Origin of the sequence: Halobacillus sp. A1-3 (assembly GCF_050971765.1) — a bacterium.
Classification (GTDB): Bacteria; Bacillota; Bacilli; order Bacillales; family Halobacillaceae; genus Halobacillus; species Halobacillus mangrovi_B.
On sequence record NZ_JBPCEO010000002.1, the window covers coordinates 402,224 to 421,738 of the forward strand.

At 40.5% G+C, this 19,515-nt stretch carries 19 protein-coding genes; 6 read left to right on the top strand and 13 right to left on the bottom strand.

The window, feature by feature from the left end; genetic code table 11:
• Nucleotides 1-8: 8 nt before the first annotated feature.
• Complete coding sequence (gene mgtE, locus ACRYKC_RS04855) at nucleotides 9-1,373, bottom strand: magnesium transporter (protein WP_433805567.1); 1,365 nt, start codon at nucleotides 1,371-1,373, stop codon at nucleotides 9-11.
• 188 nt (nucleotides 1,374-1,561) lie between these two features.
• On the opposite strand from mgtE, the gene ACRYKC_RS04860 reads away from it, so the two are divergent.
• Together ACRYKC_RS04860 and prpE are read left to right on the top strand one after the other, a co-directional pair.
• Nucleotides 1,562-2,734 carry an FtsW/RodA/SpoVE family cell cycle protein gene (locus ACRYKC_RS04860; protein ID WP_433805568.1) on the top strand — a complete coding sequence of 391 codons (1,173 nt, stop codon included), beginning with the start codon at nucleotides 1,562-1,564 and terminating at the stop codon, nucleotides 2,732-2,734.
• A 64-nt stretch (nucleotides 2,735-2,798) separates the two neighbouring features.
• Complete coding sequence (gene prpE, locus ACRYKC_RS04865) at nucleotides 2,799-3,533, top strand: bis(5'-nucleosyl)-tetraphosphatase PrpE (RefSeq protein WP_433805569.1); 735 nt, start codon at nucleotides 2,799-2,801, stop codon at nucleotides 3,531-3,533.
• Between the two features lie 314 nt (nucleotides 3,534-3,847).
• Here the strand turns inward: prpE and ACRYKC_RS04870 are convergent, their stop codons facing one another.
• The 3 genes from ACRYKC_RS04870 to yjbM are packed head-to-tail and all read right to left on the bottom strand — an operon-like array spanning nucleotide 3,848 to nucleotide 6,197.
• Entirely contained in the window at nucleotides 3,848-4,738 is an 891-nt protein-coding gene (locus tag ACRYKC_RS04870; RefSeq protein WP_433805570.1) for an RluA family pseudouridine synthase, read from the bottom strand.
• Nucleotides 4,735-5,541, bottom strand: a complete 807-nt coding sequence (locus ACRYKC_RS04875; protein WP_085030474.1) for an NAD kinase — start codon at nucleotides 5,539-5,541, stop codon at nucleotides 4,735-4,737. Before ACRYKC_RS04875 ends, ACRYKC_RS04870 begins: the two co-directional genes overlap by 4 nt.
• A 17-nt stretch (nucleotides 5,542-5,558) precedes the next feature.
• Nucleotides 5,559-6,197: a GTP diphosphokinase gene (gene yjbM / locus ACRYKC_RS04880; RefSeq protein WP_085030475.1), complete on the bottom strand. Its 639-nt coding sequence runs from the start codon at nucleotides 6,195-6,197 to the stop codon at nucleotides 5,559-5,561.
• Between the two features lie 112 nt (nucleotides 6,198-6,309).
• Between yjbM and ACRYKC_RS04885 the strand changes: the two genes are divergently transcribed.
• Genes ACRYKC_RS04885 through ACRYKC_RS04895 form a run of 3 tightly spaced genes read left to right on the top strand, consistent with a single transcriptional unit; the run spans nucleotide 6,310 to nucleotide 8,228 of the window.
• Nucleotides 6,310-6,891, top strand: coding sequence for a CYTH domain-containing protein (locus tag ACRYKC_RS04885; RefSeq protein ID WP_433805571.1), 582 nt, complete (start codon nucleotides 6,310-6,312; stop codon nucleotides 6,889-6,891).
• A 54-nt stretch (nucleotides 6,892-6,945) separates the two neighbouring features.
• A complete protein-coding gene (locus ACRYKC_RS04890; protein ID WP_433805572.1) occupies nucleotides 6,946-7,347 on the top strand; it encodes a globin domain-containing protein in 402 nt (133 codons plus the stop codon).
• Complete coding sequence (locus ACRYKC_RS04895; protein ID WP_433805573.1) at nucleotides 7,344-8,228, top strand: ClpXP adapter SpxH family protein; 885 nt, start codon at nucleotides 7,344-7,346, stop codon at nucleotides 8,226-8,228. Before ACRYKC_RS04890 ends, ACRYKC_RS04895 begins: the two co-directional genes overlap by 4 nt.
• Before the next feature lie 329 nt (nucleotides 8,229-8,557).
• Here ACRYKC_RS04895 and pepF read toward each other — a convergent pair whose 3' ends face one another.
• The 3 genes from pepF to mecA all read right to left on the bottom strand — a co-directional run bounded on the left by pepF (nucleotide 8,558) and on the right by mecA (nucleotide 12,370).
• The gene (pepF, locus tag ACRYKC_RS04900) at nucleotides 8,558-10,363 is read right to left on the bottom strand and encodes an oligoendopeptidase F (protein ID WP_433805574.1); all 1,806 of its coding nucleotides are present in this window, start codon (nucleotides 10,361-10,363) and stop codon (nucleotides 8,558-8,560) included.
• 46 nt (nucleotides 10,364-10,409) lie between these two features.
• Nucleotides 10,410-11,606 carry a competence protein CoiA gene (locus tag ACRYKC_RS04905; RefSeq protein WP_433805575.1) on the bottom strand — a complete coding sequence of 399 codons (1,197 nt, stop codon included), beginning with the start codon at nucleotides 11,604-11,606 and terminating at the stop codon, nucleotides 10,410-10,412.
• 62 nt (nucleotides 11,607-11,668) lie between these two features.
• The gene (gene mecA, locus ACRYKC_RS04910) at nucleotides 11,669-12,370 is read right to left on the bottom strand and encodes an adaptor protein MecA (protein WP_433805576.1); all 702 of its coding nucleotides are present in this window, start codon (nucleotides 12,368-12,370) and stop codon (nucleotides 11,669-11,671) included.
• 300 nt (nucleotides 12,371-12,670) lie between these two features.
• Here mecA and ACRYKC_RS04915 point away from each other — a divergent pair, with 300 nt between their 5' ends.
• On the top strand, nucleotides 12,671-13,339 hold the full coding sequence (locus ACRYKC_RS04915) for a TerC family protein (RefSeq protein WP_433805577.1): 669 nt from the start codon (nucleotides 12,671-12,673) through the stop codon (nucleotides 13,337-13,339).
• Between the two features lie 46 nt (nucleotides 13,340-13,385).
• Here the strand turns inward: ACRYKC_RS04915 and spxA are convergent, their stop codons facing one another.
• The 6 genes from spxA to opp3C form a co-directional block, all read right to left on the bottom strand.
• Nucleotides 13,386-13,781: a transcriptional regulator SpxA gene (gene spxA, locus ACRYKC_RS04920; protein WP_035546175.1), complete on the bottom strand. Its 396-nt coding sequence runs from the start codon at nucleotides 13,779-13,781 to the stop codon at nucleotides 13,386-13,388.
• Nucleotides 13,782-14,060: 279 nt separating this feature from the next.
• The gene (locus ACRYKC_RS04925) at nucleotides 14,061-14,654 is read right to left on the bottom strand and encodes a GNAT family N-acetyltransferase (RefSeq protein ID WP_433805578.1); all 594 of its coding nucleotides are present in this window, start codon (nucleotides 14,652-14,654) and stop codon (nucleotides 14,061-14,063) included.
• 145 nt (nucleotides 14,655-14,799) lie between these two features.
• Entirely contained in the window at nucleotides 14,800-16,011 is a 1,212-nt protein-coding gene (locus tag ACRYKC_RS04930; protein WP_433805580.1) for a putative glycoside hydrolase, read from the bottom strand.
• 356 nt (nucleotides 16,012-16,367) lie between these two features.
• The gene (locus ACRYKC_RS04935; protein WP_433805581.1) at nucleotides 16,368-17,309 is read right to left on the bottom strand and encodes an ABC transporter ATP-binding protein; all 942 of its coding nucleotides are present in this window, start codon (nucleotides 17,307-17,309) and stop codon (nucleotides 16,368-16,370) included.
• Nucleotides 17,306-18,358, bottom strand: a complete 1,053-nt coding sequence (locus tag ACRYKC_RS04940) for an ABC transporter ATP-binding protein (RefSeq protein ID WP_433805582.1) — start codon at nucleotides 18,356-18,358, stop codon at nucleotides 17,306-17,308. The genes ACRYKC_RS04935 and ACRYKC_RS04940 overlap by 4 nt, the downstream gene beginning before the upstream one ends.
• Nucleotides 18,359-18,374: 16 nt before the next feature.
• A complete protein-coding gene (gene opp3C / locus ACRYKC_RS04945; protein WP_433805583.1) occupies nucleotides 18,375-19,511 on the bottom strand; it encodes an oligopeptide ABC transporter permease in 1,137 nt (378 codons plus the stop codon).
• Between the last annotated feature and the right edge of the window lie 4 nt (nucleotides 19,512-19,515).

Genomic DNA, 19,515 nt, shown 5'->3' on the forward strand with positions numbered 1-19,515 from the left:
TCCTTCCGTTATATTAATAAGTTCATAAACGCTGTCGCCATCCCAAAGTAAATCAAGATGGAAATGATGTCATTAATCGTGGTGATGAACGGACCGGAAGCAACGGCAGGGTCAATGTTGAACCGATGCATTATAAGCGGAACGAGAGATCCAGCCAAAGTGGCCACAATCAAAGTCAATAGGATTGAGACACCAACAAGTAGCCCTAAAAAGAAGTTCCCTTGCCAGAAATAAACGATCAATGTAATTAACAATCCGCAGGACACACCTGTAATGAGGCCAGTGCCTGCCTCTCTGAACATCATCTTCCATTTTCCTTGTTTATCAATTTCACCAGTAGCGATTCCGCGGACAGCGACGGCAAGAGCCTGTGTTCCTGTGTTCCCGGCCATGCCGGCAATCAATGGTATAAACACAGCTAAAATAGCTACTTTATCCAATGTTTCTTCAAATCTTCCGATAAGACTTGCAGTTAAACTTCCTAGAAAAAGAAGGATGACAAGCCACGGAAGTCGTTTTTTTGCTGATGCGAACGCATTTTCATCAGGACTGTCCACATCGGAAACCGCGGCTAACTTAGAATAGTCATCGCTTGCTTCTTCTTCCATGACATCCATAATATCATCAACTGTAATGATTCCAAGCAAGTGGTTTTGAAAATCGACAACCGGCAAAGCGAGAAAGTCATAGTCTCTAACCATCCGGGCAACTTCCTCCTGATCCTCTCCAACAGATACGGAGACAACCCGTTCATTCATGACATCAGAGATCATCCAGTCCTCTTCAGAAATGATCAGATCTCTTAAGGATATGACGCCGACCAGCCGTTTATCCTCATCAACCACATACGTATAGTAGATGGTCTCAGCATCTGGCGCTTCTGTCCGTAAATGGACCATCGCCTGTTTAATCGTCATGTTCGCTTTTACAACAACGAACTCTGTCGTCATAATTGATCCGGCTGTTTTTTCTTCATAGTGAAGCAAATCTTTAATTTCTTGAGCGGCTTCATTATCCATTATCGTCAAAAAGCTTGCTACTTTATCTTTATCTAATTCGTTAAAAATATCGACAGCATCATCTGTCGACATCTCCGCAAATACTTGAGCGGCAAAACGAGGATCCATCTCGGAGAAAAATGGCTCGATGTCCTCGTAATCAATATGTTCCATAACATCAGCGACTTCTTCCGGGGACAGGTAAGTGTAGATTTGCATACGGACATCCACTTCTAATCCTTCGAAGATTCTCGCTTGATCATAAGGATGGAGTTCTAAAAATTCTGCACGAAATTGATCGATATGATCATTTAACAATGCATCCTCAATATTGCTCCAAACCTCTTGGCGCTCCTGGTCATCTAAATGTTCCATAAGCAACCCTCCTCGACGTCCTTATCGTCTTTGACCGTTTAATCTTAATTGTCCATATAGGGTTTGTCAACGAATGAATTTTCTTTTTAAATAAATCCTAACACTTCGCTTAAAATTATCTCTATAATCATGTACACTTACAATTATACCCGAAGTTTAACAGATTGCTCGATAGAAAGGGAACAAACATGAATGATTATCAACAATCCTCACCGATAGATTTTACTATTATTTTTGTCGTTATTGCTTTTGGAATTATCAGCTGCTATACCTTATATACTGTAAATCCATACTTAGGTGTCATCGACCAGGGAGCTTACATGAAGCAAATTGTCTGGTACATACTTGGTTCAATAGGTGCAGCGATCGTCATGATTGTTGATTATGACCGCCTCAACCAAATTGTCTGGGGGCTTTACGGGTTTGGTGTCCTTATGCTACTAATGATTTTCTTGAATATCCCTCCCGGCATTGTCCATGAATCAGGCGGAGCCGTCAGCTGGTTCAAATTTCCGGGGATTGGTACTATTCAACCTTCTGAATTCATGAAAGTTTTTCTCGTTATAGCATTAGCTCATGTGATTGTAAGACATAATGAAAAGAACAGAGTTAGAACGATCCAATCAGATCTTCTATTATTACTTAAATTATTAGGGCTTGCGATTATCCCTATGGGATTAATCGCCGTACAGCCTGACTTAGGAACGTTCTTAGTTTTAGGCTCAATTACTGCCTTCATGATTCTTGTCTCAGGTATTCAATGGAGGATTCTACTTTCTATTGTATCTTCCATTTTTCTTATGGTAGGTGTTGTAGCTTTAATGTTTGTCCTTAATTTTTCACAGGTGACAACATTCTTAGAGGAATCCGTATTTGCTCACGTGGATTCCCGTTTTTATGGATGGCTGCAGCCTGAAAAATATGAACAAAGCGCAGGACTGCAATTGCTTAAGTCGATTACAGCCATCGGTTCTGGTCAGTTGACTGGAAAAGGCCCAGGGAACTTCGAAGTAACCGTTCCTGAGCGCCATACCGATATGATTTTTACGGCAATTTCCGAACAATTCGGGTTCGTTGGATCCAGTATTGTTGTAACTCTGTTTTTCTTATTGCTCTACCGTATGATTCAGATCGCTTTCGAAAGCAATGACGCTTTCGGAAGTTACTTGATCGTCGGTATAGTCGCTATGATTGCGTTTCAGTTTTTCCAAAACATCGGAATGTCTATCCAGCTTCTTCCGATTACTGGACTGCCGCTTCCTTTTATAAGTTATGGAGGAAGTTCGACACTCGCTTACATGTTTGCGATCGGCATCGTCCTGAATGTTAAATCGCGAACGAAAACGTACATGTTTGAATAAAGGAATCCAAAGGTGGGGAAGCTTGAAACAGTCTTCCCACCTTTTTTAATAGGAGGAAATCAGAATGAAAGTTGACATTATCGGCGATATCCATGGCTGTCTTCCAGAGCTGGAAGCGTTGTTCACGGAGATGGGATACGACTGGAAAAATGGCTTACCCATTCATCCCGATGGACGCACCCCAGTCTTTGTCGGTGACTTAGCCGACCGTGGCCCTGCCTCCATCGCATGTATCCAGCTCGTGTACCGGCTCGTTATTGAAAAAAATTCAGCCATATATGTGCCAGGTAATCACTGCGATAAACTGTATCGCTTTTTCAAAGGTAATCCTGTTAAGGAGACTCACGGATTAGAAACGACCACCGCTGAATACAGGGAGCTCTCACCAAAAGAACAAGAGAAAGTAAAAGAGCAATTTTTAACCCTGGTTGAAGAGTCACCTCTCTACCATGTTATCCCAGAGGTCAATGCTGTCGTCGCCCACGCCGGTATAAAAGGAGACGATATTGGAAACAAAAACAAACGGATCAAAACATTTGTCTTATATGGAGACATTACGGGAGAGAAGCTGCCAGACGGCCGACCTGTTCGTCGTGACTGGGCCCAGCATTATACAGGAAACCGCTGGATTGTATATGGACATACCCCAACAAAAGAGCCCCGCTTCATCAATAAGACGGTTAACATTGATACAGGATGCGTATTTGGAGGTCATTTGACGGCTTTTCGACTGCCCGAAGAGGAAATTGTTCAGGTTCCATCATCCATGCCTCTGGTGGAAGAGAAATTTAGATATTAAAAAGGATCAGGGATTTTCCTGATCTTTTTTAATGACTTGTGTGGAGTTCAGAGTTTAACTTTATTGTTTCCTGTTTAAAGGATTAAGATGTCGATGGTTATATAAAGCCATATATCTATTCTCATAATTTTTGCATCTTGAACGAATTGTTCTTCTCAATAATCGGTAACTAACATTAATAAATAGGGGTCTTTTACATCTGAAAGGGAAATGTCGTTTTTATTATCGTTGGAAACGTTAAAATATTTATTCTCTAAAACATATAAGAGGCGTCCATTTAATTTGGACGCCCCTTTTTTAGTTAAATCTTAAGATTAAGGTCTTTTCTTAAAATTCCTCCAAGATTCAGGGAGTTCTGAAATAAACCTTAATTTCTCATTCGTCCAAGGATGGAGAAACTTCACCTGATGACAGTGAAGCGCTTGCCCCTGTAAAAACGACATTTCTTTACCTCCATACAGTGAATCTCCTGCCAGCGGATTCCCTAGATGAGCCATATGAACACGGATTTGGTGGGTCCTCCCTGTCAGTAGCTCAAGTTCAACAAGAGAATAATGGTTATACCTTTCTTCTGTATGATAAATGGTTTGAGAAGGTTTCCCTTCTTTGGAGACCGTTCTTCTAATGATAGAGCCTTCCATTCGAGCAATCGGTTCATTAATCAGCCCTTTATCGTGGAGGACGAGTCCGTGAACAATGGCTTTATATCTGCGGTCAATCTGTTTTTGTTCCTTTGTCAGCAGCATATGGCTGTAAGCATGTTTAGCAACAACCATGAGTCCTGAGGTGTCCTTGTCCAGCCTAGTTACAATATGGATCGTCGAAGAAATCCCCTGCTTGTCGTAGTAGCCAAGCAGCCGGTTCGCTATCGAAGTCTGGGTTCGATCAATGGAAGGAATGACAGCTACTCCTGCGGGCTTATCAAGCACAAGCAAATCTTCATCCTCATACACAATGGAAAGCGGACCTTCTTCTGGGAAAATCCGCCCCCCTCGCTCCTCCTCAGGAAAACAAACGGTTACCACATCACCCGTACGAAGCGGCTTCCATAACTCTGAGGAACCTTCATTGACTAGCACCTTGCCTGCTTCCTTTACTCGCTTGAAGATTTGTCTTGAAAACCGTCCATATTCGAATAAAAAAGCTTTCACAGAACAGCCGTCCCACTCTTCAGGGACATGCCACGCTTTTACTAACGGCTTCACCCGTTATGCTCATCCGATACGAATGAATCGTGAACCCTTTTCCAAAAAGGAAACGGACGAAAACGAGCGAATCTTACTTTTTCACGAGCAACCCTGCACTGAATAGACTTCACGTCTTTATAAGTACGTGTAATATGATCGATGGTGAAGAGGAAACTCCGTTCATTCAAGGGTTTCAAGAGACATGTATGATGGCTTGGTAAAATCAGTGGAGAACCGATTGTCCGGAAGACGCGATTATTGATTGACGCCATCTCTGCAATTTGAATTGCTTCAATGGATGGATGCAAAATCGCTCCTCCAAGTGCTTTATTATAGGCTGTACTGCCAGAAGGAGTAGAAATACAAAGTCCGTCTCCTCGGAACGTTTCAAAATGATCTCCTTTAATTTCGATATCAAGCACAACAGAGCCTTCAGACGTTTTGATTGCACATTCGTTTAAAGCTAAATACCGATCCTCTTCTCCTCCACTTTTCGGACGAATGGTTACTTCAAGAAGTGGATACTCCACAACCTGAAAAGGCGTTTTGGCAATTTCTATGATCAGCTTCTCCAATTCATCCGGCATCCAGTCTGCATAGAAACCTAAATGGCCGGTGTGAATCCCGATAAAAGCCGTTTCATCAAGCCTGTGGACATACGTATGAAAAGCCTCGAGCAGAGTTCCGTCTCCTCCCACTGAGATAGCGAGATCAGGCTCATCTTCATTGTACTCTAGGTTGAATTCTGTCAGGTAGTTTTTGATTTTTGTACGGATTTCGTTAGATTTTTGATCTCCTTTAGATAAGATCGAGAACTTCATCAGGCCTTTCAACTCCTCTATCCTTTTTTAGGCTCCTTCTTTTTATCTTCTTTACGCAGGAACACCTTCTGAGCCTCTTGAATTTCACTTTTAATTTTCGACATTTCTTCATCCAATTGGAAAGCAGCCTCCGCTGCACGTTTTAACCTTGATTTGACCTCAGTTGGTATTTTGCCCGCATATTTGTAATTTAACGAATGCTCATTCGTTGCCCAGAAATTCATGGCAAGCGTTCTGATCTGTATTTCCGCAAGAACGATTTTCTCTCCATGAATAGTTTCGACTGGGTAGTTGATAATTACGTGGTAAGAACGGTAACCGCTGTCTTTTTTACGAGTGATATAGTCTTTTTCTTCCACAATATCGAAATCGTGGCGGTTTTTCAGCATATCGACGACGGCATAAATGTCATCAACAAACTGACATACGACTCTCACACCTGCAATATCTTGTAACTCTTTTTCAATGTTTTCAGGATTGATTGCTTTTCGGCGTGCTTTTTCAATAATACTTGATTTCGGCTTCACACGGCCCGTCACAAATTCAATAGGGGACTGTTCCATTTCATATTCGAACTGGCGCCGCATCCCTTTCAATTTTACTTTTAATTCTTCTACGACTTGCGCATAAGGAGCTATAAATATATCCCAATTCATGTAGCGCCCACCTTTATGTATCCAATCTATATAGTAAATATGTGCGTTTCCTCTTAGGTTCATTGTATCATAAACATAAGAGACATCTGAAATAACCAAAGGAGGTTCTCTCATGTCCCAAGAAATCGAAATTGAATTCAAGAATTTATTAACTTTGGAAGAATACGAACAAGTCTATCAGTATTTACCATTCAAATCAGTTGAACTTATTGAACAAACCAATTATTATTTTGAATCAGATGATTTCAAGCTCCGCGAGCAGGGTGCTGCTTTACGTATTCGAAAGAAAAATGACCAATGGATGCTCACGTTGAAGCAGCCTCACGAAGAGGGGCTTCTTGAAACTCATGATTCCCTTACGGAAGAAGAAGCAAACTTGTGGATACAAAACAAAATGGTTGAAAAGCCACATACAAAAAAGCAGTTCAATGAGCTTAATATTTCTGTAGACGAACTCGCTTACCTCGGCTCTTTGACTACTCGCCGTAAAGAATTAGAATTCAAAGAAACCACAGTAGTACTTGACCATAGTTTATATTACGACGAAGAAGACTTTGAACTTGAAATCGAAGCTCCTTCCAAACAACAAGGTGAAGAAGTTTTTGAAGAAATTTTGACGGCTTGCGATATTCCTAAGCGAGAGACAGATAATAAGATCAGACGCTTTTACAAAGCCAAGCTGAAATCAGAATAGTTGCCGTAATGATAAGCCATTGCTAAAATGGATAAACAGACAGGAAGGGATTTTATGCAACAACGACCTGGATCAATATATGATGAACTCGGTAAAGAAAAAATCGATGAGCTTGTAGAAGCTTTCTATAAACGTGTAAGTCAACATCCGGACCTAATTCCGATCTTTCCCGATGATTTAACAGAGACAATTCGCAAACAAAAACAATTTCTCACACAATTTTTTGGAGGGCCTCCTCTTTATATAGAAGAGCACGGGCATCCGATGCTGCGCGCAAGACATTTGCCATTTAAAATCACACCTACAAGACGTGATGCATGGCTATCTTGCATGTCAGGAGCAATGAATGAAGTACAGATTGAAGAGCCGTTCCGTTCAGCCATGTTTGAACGATTAACGATGACGGCCAACCACATGATGAATACACCAGAGGACGAGAAAGGAGAATCGATGTGAGTTGGAAGAGCCTGAGCAGCCATAAAGACACACAAGGAACAGCAAGCGGCTTTTTTAATCTTTTGAAACGCCCGGTTGAAATTTATGTCTTCATCGATCCGCTCTGTCCTGAATGTTGGTCACTCGAACCATTTCTAAAAAAACTCACCATCGAATATGGACGCTTTTTTACTCTCCGCCCGATTATCGGTGGTCAATTAGCTTCCTGGAATCAAAATAAGAAAGTAAAACCTGAGAATTTAAAGCAGGCTTGGGATAAAACTGGGTGCCAGACAGGGATGTGCTGTGATGGAGACGTTTGGCTGGAAAACCCAGTATCCTCCCCTTTTTCAACAGCTCTAGCTGTGAAAGCGGCAGAGTTACAGGGGAAGAAGGCTGGCATGAGATTTTTACGTAAGGTTCAAGAATACGTTTTTCTCGAAAAACAAAACATTTCAGATGAAGAAGTATTGATCGAATGTGCAAGTAAGAGTCGGTTAGATGTAGAGGAATTCAAAAAGGATCTCCATTCAGAGGCAGCTAAAAAAGCCTTACAGTGTGATTTGAAGTTGACAAAAGAAATGGAAGTCGACTCTACTCCCACCATAGTGCTTTTCAATGAATCAGAGGAAGATGCTGGTCTAAAAATCACTGGGCTTTACTCTTACGACGTATATGTGAAAGTGTTGAAGGAAATGCTTCAGAAAGATCCCAAACCGGCGATTAAACCAGAACTTGAGGATTTTCTTCAGCATTTTCGCTTTGTGGCTAATAAGGAAATCGCGGTGGTCTATGACTGGAGCGAACAGCAAGCGAAAAAAGAGATGAAAAAGCTCGTCCTAAAACAAAAAGTAAGAGAGATTCCAGTGAAGCACGGAGCTTTTTGGGAATATCTCGGCTGACAGATAAGCCTCCATTATTGGGGGCTTACTTTTTTGTTGTTTCATTAATGGCTATTTCCCATGTATCAGCTCCTCACCTTCAACATACTCATTTATAAAGGGGGAATGTCCACATGAAGCGTCTAATCTTGTTGCTATCTATCCTGACTCTTATCGTGCTTTCTTTTTTTCATTTATTTGCCTTGATGCGTCTATATCCATTATATGTTACCTCTCCACTCCTCTTCATCGCTATTTACTTGACCATCGCCTCCTTTTCCCACCGAAAGACTTTTCGAGGATTTCATAAATAACGAACCCACGTGATAAAGGATCACGTGGGTTTCTAATTATTTCAGGAGCGCTTCCATTTCATTAAGTTTTTCTTCAAACACATCGAGAGCTGAAAGAATTGGATCTTTCGAAGTCATATCGACTCCTGCACGCTTCAGAACTTCTATCGGATAATCACTGCTTCCTGCTTTAAGGAAACTCTTGTAGCGATCGACAGCTGCCTCACCTTCAGAAAGAATCTGATCAGCAAGAGCTGTTGCTGCCGCATATCCAGTAGAGTATTGATAAACATAATACCCCATGTAGAAGTGTGGAATTCGCGCCCATTCCAGCCCAATCTTATCATCGACAACGATATTGTCACCAAAATACTTCTTGTTCAAGTCATAGTATATTTCAGTCAGTTTATCCGCGGTCAATGCTTCTCCATTTTGAGCCTGGATGTGAATTTCATGTTCAAATTCCGCAAACATTGTCTGGCGGAAAACTGTTCCTCTAAAGCCTTCCAGGAAGTTGTTCAACAAATACAGCTTTTCTTTTTCACTCTTGGTATTTTTCAGCATGTAATCATTGAGCAGTGCTTCATTACATGTGGAAGCCACTTCGGCTACGAAGATCGAGTAGTTTCCGTATCGGTAGGGTTGATTTTTATGTGTGTAATAGCTATGCAAGGAGTGGCCAAGTTCGTGAGCAAGTGTAAATAAATTATTTACGTTATCCTGCCAGTTCATCAGGATATATGGATTTGTTCCATAGTGACCTGAAGAGTAAGCTCCGCTTCGCTTTCCTTTATTCTCCTCAACGTCGATCCATCGATTTTCAAAGCCTTCTTTCACGATATTGACGTACTCTTCTCCTAAAGGTTCCAATCCTTTCAACACCTGTTTTTTTGCTTCTTCGTAGGAAATTTCCATCTCAGCGTCTTTTACAAGAGGTGTGTAAATGTCATACATATGAACCTCGTCTAAACCAAGCGTCTCTTTACGAAGCTCTATATAGCGGTGCAGCAATGGAAGACGTTCATTAACTGCTTCAATCAAATTATCGTAGACGGTTTCCGGGATATTGTTGTTGTTAAGCTTGGCTTGACGTGCTCGATCGTAATTTCTAACAGTAGCATTAAAATTATTCTTTTTAACATGACCGCTTAAAGTTGAAGCAAATGTATTTTTAAAAGACCCGAAAGTATCATACATGGCGTCAAATGCAGCTTTTCTTACTTCTCGATCAGAGGATTTCAGAAACCCTACGTACCTACCGTGAGTCAGATCTACTTCTTCCCCTTCTTCATTTTTAATAGCAGGGAATGTAAGATCCGCATTATTCAGAGCGCCGAAAGTTTGTGATGGATTCGAGCCAATTTCAGAAAAGCCCGCGAGAAGCTTTTCTTCTTTTTCACTAAGAACGTGAGGGCGCTGGCGGCTGATTTCATCCAGTGTATGAGAATATTCGTTAAGAGGCTCATAGTCCCTTATGAATTGCTTAATTTCTTCTTCAGGAAGACTCAGGATCTCAGGTACAATAAAGCTCATCGATGAAGCGATTTTCGTGTATAGACTTTCTGCCTTCGCATTCATCTCCTGATAATGGGAGTTTGTTGTATCCTGGTCGTTTCTCATATGAGCATAGGTATAAAGCAAACCGATTTTATTAGAAAGCTTATCTTGAAAGGCTAGCAGGTTGTAAAGATTTTCACCTGACTGGTCAAGCGTCCCGCGATATTGTTCAAGCTCCGGCAAAAGCTGTTTAATATTCTCAAGTTCTTTATACCATTCTTCATCAGTAGCAAATATTTCTTCAAGATTCCACGTTTTTTCAACTGGTACTTCATCTCTTTTTGGTAATTCTTTAGTAGAAGCCATAAACATCCTCCTTTAATTATTCGTCCCCCTAAAGAAAGTTCTCGACTTAGGGAACAAACCCTTCTAAATTATGAATTCTTTGTAAATTTTTTAACTGATTTATCATATTCTTGTCATCTTCGAGGGCATTCTTCATATTTTGATGAAAAGTTATCTCTTTTTTCTTTACCCATTGGTTAGAATTAATCTTTTTAAGCACTTCTAATCCTTCTAATAAATTTACGTATTGCATGGCTACATCTACTTGATACTGGTTAATCGTCGGTGGAGTAAATATGGACGGAAACTGACCGATTTCACCTACGGACTTTTTCATAAAGTGGTCCATAAGCAGTCGTGTCTGCCAAATATAGGGCTTCATTTTTAGAGAAAGCTGACCAGCAACAGGTAAATAACAGACTGATGGAATAAGTGAAAAATGATGACCATTTAAATAGACATATTGTCTAAATTGATATTCAAGAGAACTAACTTTTGCCTTGTACCGGGTTCGATGATTATATAATAGCTTTTCCCATGAATGGGTCAGAGGATACTTTAAAGAAGATTTTTTGGCGGTAAATAATTGAGGAAATTTAAAGGATGGGAGCGGGTAACCGTTTACTACTCCATAAACGTATGGTTTTCCTGTGTAGTGAAGATTTGAAAGCACGATCATTTGTTTTTGATCAGGATCATAAAAATATAAGTGAAATTGATCGTTGAAATAATAAAGGAAAGACCGTAGAAAGTCATTCAAAAGAAACCCGCGATGACTATGCTGTTTCAATTGTTTGATACCCAAAATCCATAAAGGAAAAATTCCTTCTCTAAGATATGCTTGGTTACGCTTGGTTATCTCTTTTATAGAAATAGTAGAGCACTGATACTCAAATGCAATTCTTTTCTCTCTATAAGTGATGAGAATATCCGGGCGCTGCTGAATTTCTTTTAAATATGTTTCTAATTCTACGTTGTAACCTTGCCTCTTCATCCAGTGAAATAGGTCCCATTTTCCTGTCTCATGAATCACTGATTCTCCTTTATGTAGGACACAGTTACTCTTTGGGAAATGAGCAAAATGAGGAGTCACCTTAGGTCCTGCCCTAACTAGTAACCTTTCGTGACAATTCGGACAGTGAAATGTTTCGGATTTGATTTGGCGGAGTTCATCCATTGTCAGTTGATACAAAGACTTTAACTCCCCATGATGATTGACGGCGTAATACAATCCACCACCTCCTACTCCTACACTATTCGACACAATCCATTATTTTCCTCCTAAAACAAAAAAATAAGCACACAGGAGGTGTGCTTGTAGAATGATTAATCAACTGGAAAATATTCTTTCACCGATTGTAAAGCATTTTCAGAGAAAATAACTTTTCCATATTCTTCAAGTCGATGAACGGTGATGGAGGACTCAATTCCAAATTCCATCAGCTGACTTAAAATATTTTCTTGTTCGTCATCACTCATATTTTCATCAGTGAACTGAATATATAAATAGTACTTATCTTCAAAATGGAATAAACGCAAATCAAGGGATTCATCCAGAGACAAATAGTGACTCAATTGAATGACATCTTCAAACTCATTGAACTTGAGTGTAAAGGTAAGCGGTTCTTCAGAATAATCATCCGATTCCTCTTCGTCATCTTGGTCGTTATCATCCGTTTGAGACTGATTAAATTTATCATCAAGCAAAGATTCCAGTTTTTCATCGACCGGTACATCAATCGCTTTACCATCATCATTAGGTAGTTCCAGCTTTTGACCGTCTTGGGAAACTTGAGCCTTCGTTACGATGACTTCTAAGCCTTTGTCCATAGCCTGAACTTGGATCCAAAGAGGACCATCGGCCTGGAAATTTTCCTGGTCATTGACTTCATCCATCATTTCCCAGAAAAGCTGCTCACTTCGTTCACGGTTATACCAGATTTCTTCTCTGTCAAAACCGCGTTGTTCTACGTCCTGATAGGACACATAAAACTTAACTGTGTTTTCATTGATACGTTCTATTTCCATACGTCTCTCTCCCTTCATAACATGTTTTAAGGGGGAAGGGAACACTCACCCTTTTAAGTTCGCTTATAAGAACCTTACCCGTTAGGTCAAAGCTTCAACCATCTTGATGTTTTGTTTAGGGTTGATGTACTTCTATTGTATGACAGTGAAAGCCAAATGGAAAACAAATTGCTTTAATTCAGCATATGACCCTATTCTCGGGAATGCTTTCGTTTATTACGGCATATCTTTTTTATAGGTTGGGTTCCTATTTTAGCCTATTCTTCAATGTTTGTCACTACATAGTAGGAGGATTTCTTAATGAATTTGGACATGCTCGAGCCCATACTCATCATCATTAGTATCGATATCATCTTAGGCGGAGATAATGCCGTTGTTATTGCATTAGCCAGTCGTAACCTTCCGCCTGAGCAAAGAAACAAGGCCATTTTTTTAGGAACAGGTTTAGCTATTGCAGCAAGAGTTTTGTTAACCACCGTCGCTCTTTATCTTCTCCAAATTCCCTTTCTTCAATTAATTGGAGGATTGCTTCTTTTTTACATAGCTTTGAAGCTGCTGACGGATGAGGATGACAACCAACAGATCAGCGCAGGCGACAGTCTCATGGCAGCAGTCAAAACCATCGTTTTTGCAGATATCGTCATGGGTTTTGATAATGTACTTGCTATCGCTGGTGCTTCACATAACAACATTGCTTTAGTCATTATGGGATTGTTGGTGTCTGTTCCTATTATTGTCTGGGGAAGCCGTTTTATCCTAATGCTGATGGACCGTTTTCCATTGCTCATTTATTTCGGAGCAGGGATTTTAGCATATACTGCAGCTGAAATGGTGCTAGAAGACAGCTATGTTCTTCATGTCCTTTATGAATATCCATTGGTTAAGGATTGGCTTCCAATTCTCGGTGTTGTTGCGACGATAAGTACCGGTTATTTTGTTAATAAGAAAAGAGAAGACGCAGCAGCTTGACTAACCTAAAAAAAGCTGTGACCGGATTGGCCACAGCTTTTTTGTATTAATTGACTAAGCGTTGCGCTTCTTTCAGTTGGAACGTTCGTACACTTCTAGGCAAGAAGCGACGGATTTCATCCTCGTTGTATCCAACTTGCAATCGTTTATCATCAATGATGATCGGGCGACGCAAAAGTCCAGGGTTTTCTTGTATTAGATCAAAAAGCTCCTGCATTGGAAGTTGATCAAAATCAACTTTTAACTTTTGGAATACTTTGGAACGAGTTGAAATAATTTCTTCTGTTCCATCTTCAGTCATTCGCAATATTTCTTTGATTTCGTCTAAAGTTAACGGCTCAGAGAAAATATTTCTCTCTGTGTATGCGATATCGTGCTCTTCGAGCCACGCTTTCGCTTTACGACATGATGTACAACTAGGTGAGGTATAAAGTGTTACCATACAGAAACTTCACTCCTCAATATATTATGGTAAAATGTTGATTCCTTATTACTTTAAAATCAATATAATTTAAACCTTGATTCTACTATATCACACTTGTCAAGTAATATCTATATTCCCTTATAAAAAGGTGATATAATTCATTTTTTAACCCAATGCAGTACACTATTCCACAAATTAAACTTGTTTAAACCTGTTTTTTATGTTTTTTATTAAGCCATTCATTTTCAACTAAATGTGTCCATTGAAAATACCCACCCGTAAACAGGTGGGTATTACTTATGCATTTTTCGTTCCATCCAATTCATTAAGAATGTTTTCAGAATCTCGCTCATCATCAATAGAAAGTACTTCATCGACAGGTTGATACGACTTCCCATAAAATTCTTCATCTTTGTACGTATGAACTTGGGTGTACATCTGTTTCATTTTTTCATAAATCTCTTCTTCAGAAGCATCTTCTGGAGACCAATAAAGGATTTCCATTTTATTAACTTCATTTGTCGCTAACGAGCGTCTAGTATAACCGATCGATTGTGCATGTTTAAAGCCTTCACGCTGGTAAAAACGGAGACGCTTTTCAGTATCCGTTTCATCATAATCGACAGGCTCAACTTCAAGGATGATCGGCTTCCCTTTTGCTTTCATTTTCTCGATGAGTTTGTGGCCAAGTCCTTGACCACGAGCATTAGTGGAAACGTATACATAATCGATAAAAATAAACGTGTCAAATTCTGCATACATTAGAACATGATTTTCGTCTTCATCTTTGTAATAAATGTCACTTTTCTCTTTTAGTAACGCTTCCATATGCTCCTTCGATTTCATTTCCTCTACCGGAAAATATTCGTTCAGCTTTTCATACCAGTTCATTGATCTACTCCCTTATCATTAGTCATTTTCAATTATACCTGACTTTTCGTGAGTTGTTAAATTGTCCGAAAGTTCCCATTAGGTACAGTTCCCTACTTAGGGTGAAAATAAACAAAGAGTGGCTATTCACGCCACTCCTGTTATTTTAATTCGTCGGTGTATAATCGACGTTCGGTGAATAGTTATTTCCGGCATTCCAAATCAAGTACTCATTGATTCCATTTTCTTTTAGAGCTTTAATTTGAGTTTCCACTTCAGCTTTGCCGTACTGCTTCGTAGGTCCTGAGTACAACCATGGAGCCTCAAAGTCCTGAATCCATGGTCTAGAAGTCGGCTTCTCCTCCAGTTTACCTAAAACCTCGTTTTCGACTTTTGCATATTCACTAACTAAACGGTAAGGTTCTGCATCAGGCTTTGAAATACCGAAGTAAGGGCCCCAATGACTTGGGTAAATCATTGAAGATATTACGTCGACATTGCTGGAGATCTTAGTGAAATTCTGACCGATGTTTGGAGCTTCAGGGATTGTCGCGGAGTATCCAAATATATCTACAGATACATCCACATCATAATTGCTTAGGCCTTCTCTCGCATAAGCTACAAAATCTGTGACTGCTTTAACACGCTTTTGAACTTCTTCCATTTCAAGGTTTGCATAATCTCCTTGACTGTATTCCAGGATATCATCACGATTCCCAAACCCTTCTGGGAACCTTACATAATCGAACTGGATCTCCTGAAAGCCCATTTCTGCAGCCATTTTAGCAATCTCGAGATTGTAATCCCACACTTCCTTCATGAAAGGATTCACGAAAGCTTCTCCTCGTCCATTGACCCAAACTTTTCCATTTTGGGTATAGGACAAATCAGGGCGTTCCTTGGCAAGTAGAGAATCTTTAAACACAACTACACGCGCTATAGGATAAATCCCCTTTTTCTCTAGTTCTTTCAACATCTCTCTTGGATCATCTATGTACGATTCGGCAATATGCGCATATTTATCGTTTTCTGGTTCGAAGGTCAGGTTTCCATGGTCCTCCTTAATATCAATAACCATAGCATTTAAATCAGTAGAGTCGACTAGTTCTGTCAGCTCACTCATTTTTGCACCGCCGGCTGATGGACCTGTCACATATATGCCTCTAACAGCGTCGGGATATTCAAAATTGAGACCTGAATCATAAACAAATCTCACAGCCGGATCTGGGACCTTCAGCGCCTTTAATTCCATTGGCTTCTTCGTCAACAATTGAATTTCTTTTGCACTTTCTCCTTCTTCTGCGCTCACCGTTCCCATGGATAAGGCAAAAAGGAGAATGCTAGAGAAGATCAGAACACAGAGTTGTCTTTTCCCCATTTACATCCTACTTTCCTATTATATATTTTCCTTTTTATTATATAAGACGATACTTTCTAGGAACAGGTTTATTTTTCAATTTTTACCTATTCAAATGATAACACTACTATTTACCTATGAACAATTAATTTAGACAATAATCACTTATTGAATTTTACAAATAAAGCGGCATTCTTCCACAAGACAGCAGTTTTTTTAAAGACTTAAATTCGAGATGTTTGTGGTGATGTAGGATCGTTTAGGAAGGATTCCTCGAAACTGAGTATTCAGAATGAAGAACTATTGTAGAACATTACACATTGCCAATAAAAAAAGACCCTGCAATGCATGCAAGGTCTTTCCCTATCTAACCTGACTTATTGTTTAACGGCTCCGTGTTCTTTCTTATAATGCTCAAATTCCTTCGTTGTGCAAAGTACCCAGTGACCTGGACGTACTTCGCGAAACTCAGGCTCTTCACTCGTATCGTGGTTGTTTGGATCATAGGTAAAACGCTCACGAGAACGCTCGTAGTCTGGATCCGGCAACGGAATCGCAGATAGAAGCGACTGCGTGTACGGGTGGATTGGGTGATTATAAAGATCATCCGCATCTGCTAGCTCTACCATCTTACCAAAGTACATAACACCAATACGATCACTAATATATTTGACCATAGACAAATCGTGGGCGATAAACAAGTACGTAAGGTTCTTTTCCTTTTGCAGCTTCTTCAATAAGTTTACAACCTGTGCTTGAATCGACACGTCTAGTGCTGAGATCGGCTCATCGGCGATGATGAAGCTTGGGTCTACAGCCAGGGCACGTGCAATTCCGATACGTTGTCGCTGACCGCCACTAAATTCGTGAGGGTAACGGTTTGCATGTTCTTTGTTCAGTCCAACTGTTTCCAACAGTTCATGAACTTTCGCTTTACGCTCTTTATCGTTTTTCGCAAGACCATGAATATCCATGCCCTCAGCGATAATATCTTCAACTTTCATACGAGGGTTCAAAGATGCATAAGGATCCTGGAAGATCATTTGCATTTCACGGTTAAATTTTCTTAATTGCTCACGGTTCTTTTTGCCGTGGACGTTTTCACCGTTAAAAGTTACTTCACCGTCCGTCGCATCATAAAGGCGGATGATCGTACGGCCGGTAGTCGATTTACCACAACCTGACTCTCCTACCAACCCGAACGTTTCTCCTTTATAAATGTCGAAGTTCAGTCCATCGACAGCTTTTACGACACTGTGGCGGCCAGTCTTAAAATGTTGCTTTAAGTTTTTAATTTCTAATAATTTTTCTTTACTCATGCGCGATCACCTTCCGAACTGGTTGTAGCCATACCTTCCATTCGTTTCTTGACGGTTGCCGGCGGCTCAATCTTAGGTGCGTTTTCGTGCAGTAACCAGGTCGCTGCGTAATGAGTGTCAGAAACCTTGAACATTGGTGGCTCCTGCTCCAAATCAATTTGCATGGCATACTCATTACGAGCAGCAAACGCATCTCCTTTCGGAGGATCTAAAAGATCTGGTGGAGAACCTGGGATGGCATAAAGCTCTTCATCATCACTGTCTAGCGATGGCATGGAACCTAAAAGTCCCCATGTGTATGGGTGTTTAGGATTGTAGAATATATCATCCACAGTACCGATTTCAACAATTTTCCCCGCATACATTACAGCGACTCTGTCAGCTACGTTTGCTACGACACCCAGGTCGTGCGTAATGAAGATCGTTGCGGAATCAGTCTTCTTCTGAATATCTTTCATCAATTCCAAGATCTGTGCTTGGATGGTTACATCTAATGCTGTTGTTGGCTCATCAGCAATCAATAGTTTAGGATTACATGCAAGGGCAATGGCTACGACAACACGCTGCCTCATTCCACCAGAGAACTGGTGAGGATACTGTTTTAAACGTGATTCAGGATCAGGAATTCCAACTAATTCGAGAAGCTCGACCACACGTTTACGCGCTTGAGATCTGTTCATTTTTTGGTGTTTGATCAGACCTTCCATGATCTGGTTCCCAACCTTCATCGTAGGGTTAAGAGAAGTCATTGGATCCTGGAAGATCATTGCCATATCTTTTCCGCGGATTTTCTGCATTTCTTTTTCACTTAGCTTGGCCAAATCTCTACCTTCAAAAAGGATTTCCCCTTCTTTGATCCGACCTGGTGGTTTCGGTATCAAATGCATAAGTGCTTTGGTTGTTACGGACTTACCAGAGCCGGACTCTCCAACAATGGCAAGCGTCTCACCTTTTTTCAAATCGAAATTGACCCCACGTACAGCTTTTACTTCACCGCCGTAGGTGTCAAAGGAAACATGTAAGTTTTTTACGTCTAGTAATTTTTCCATTTTGTACACCTACCTCCTATTCACGCATCTTCGGATCAAATGCATCACGAAGACCATCAGCTAAGACATTAAAGGCAATCATGATTAGCGAGATTACAATTGCCGGGAATAATAAAATGTGTGGATAGATTTGGAGCGATTTAAACCCATCCTCAATCAGTGTACCTAATGAGGCGATCGGTGTTGGAAGTCCTAACCCGATAAAGCTTAAGAACGCTTCAAAGAAAATGGCACTTGGAATCGTAAACATTGTATTAATAATAATCAGCCCCAATACGTTCGGAACTAAGTGTTTTCTTAAAATTCGATTGTCAGGTGCCCCAAGCGTCTGGGAAGCAAGAACAAACTCCTGGTTTTTCAATTTCAGTACCTGTCCCCTGACGATCCGGGCCATCGATATCCAGCCGGTTATCGTCAACGCTATCGTGATCGAGAGTATCCCTGGATCCAAAATTAGGATAAAGAGAATAACTACGACAAGATTCGGAATTCCCATTAAAATTTCAATGATACGCTGCATGTAGTTATCGACACGGCCGCCATAATACGCAGAAATTCCTCCATAAGCTACACCAATGATCATATCAATCGTAGCTGCCAAGAAAGCAATGTACAAGGAGATTCGCGTTCCTTTCCATGTACGTGTCCATAAATCACGTCCGAGACCATCAGTACCAAACCAGAATGACTGATCATTCATATCTTTTGCTGCATACACATCATAAGTCGCTTTAACTTCAGCCACTTCTCCATTTGATCCATCATTCAATGTCTCAAGCTTTATGAAGTCCTCCTGATTATTAAAACGCATCAACGCTTTTGTTTCCGCCTGCTCTAAAGAATCAGCTGTAGCGGTATCAGAAAGCGTACCATCCATACCAAGCCAACCAAGCCCTTCTACTTTAGGAGGCATCTTCGCACGGGACAAATCTTGTTCAAATTCACCGTAAGGATTCATATACGGTCCAAATATAGCCATAATAATTAGGACAACTAACGTCCCTAGCCCGATCATCGCCCCAACATTTTTACGAAGGCGGATAAAGGAATCCTGCCAGAATGACAGACTCGGACGATTAATCTTTTCACTATCATTATCTTTCCTGTCAACGGGTACAAATAGATCTTTCGACGGTTTGTGATGATTATCCATAAGT

Bases quoted from the DNA above. Each gene is read 5' to 3' on its own strand.
- spxA (WP_035546175.1), bottom strand. From the start codon at position 13,781: ATGGTAACACTTTATACCTCACCTAGTTGTACATCATGTCGTAAAGCG.
- mgtE (WP_433805567.1), bottom strand. From the start codon at position 1,373: ATGGAACATTTAGATGACCAGGAGCGCCAAGAGGTTTGGAGCAATATT.
- ACRYKC_RS04930 (WP_433805580.1), bottom strand. From the start codon at position 16,011: ATGGGGAAAAGACAACTCTGTGTTCTGATCTTCTCTAGCATTCTCCTT.
- opp3C (WP_433805583.1), bottom strand. From the start codon at position 19,511: ATGGATAATCATCACAAACCGTCGAAAGATCTATTTGTACCCGTTGAC.
- ACRYKC_RS04860 (WP_433805568.1), top strand. From the start codon at position 1,562: ATGAATGATTATCAACAATCCTCACCGATAGATTTTACTATTATTTTT.
- prpE (WP_433805569.1), top strand. From the start codon at position 2,799: ATGAAAGTTGACATTATCGGCGATATCCATGGCTGTCTTCCAGAGCTG.
- pepF (WP_433805574.1), bottom strand. From the start codon at position 10,363: ATGGCTTCTACTAAAGAATTACCAAAAAGAGATGAAGTACCAGTTGAA.
- ACRYKC_RS04940 (WP_433805582.1), bottom strand. From the start codon at position 18,358: ATGGAAAAATTACTAGACGTAAAAAACTTACATGTTTCCTTTGACACC.
- mecA (WP_433805576.1), bottom strand. From the start codon at position 12,370: ATGGAAATAGAACGTATCAATGAAAACACAGTTAAGTTTTATGTGTCC.
- ACRYKC_RS04925 (WP_433805578.1), bottom strand. From the start codon at position 14,654: ATGAACTGGTATGAAAAGCTGAACGAATATTTTCCGGTAGAGGAAATG.
- ACRYKC_RS04885 (WP_433805571.1), top strand. From the start codon at position 6,310: ATGTCCCAAGAAATCGAAATTGAATTCAAGAATTTATTAACTTTGGAA.
- yjbM (WP_085030475.1), bottom strand. From the start codon at position 6,197: ATGAATTGGGATATATTTATAGCTCCTTATGCGCAAGTCGTAGAAGAA.
- ACRYKC_RS04935 (WP_433805581.1), bottom strand. From the start codon at position 17,309: ATGAGTAAAGAAAAATTATTAGAAATTAAAAACTTAAAGCAACATTTT.
- ACRYKC_RS04890 (WP_433805572.1), top strand. From the start codon at position 6,946: ATGCAACAACGACCTGGATCAATATATGATGAACTCGGTAAAGAAAAA.
- ACRYKC_RS04875 (WP_085030474.1), bottom strand. From the start codon at position 5,541: ATGAAGTTCTCGATCTTATCTAAAGGAGATCAAAAATCTAACGAAATC.
- ACRYKC_RS04915 (WP_433805577.1), top strand. From the start codon at position 12,671: ATGAATTTGGACATGCTCGAGCCCATACTCATCATCATTAGTATCGAT.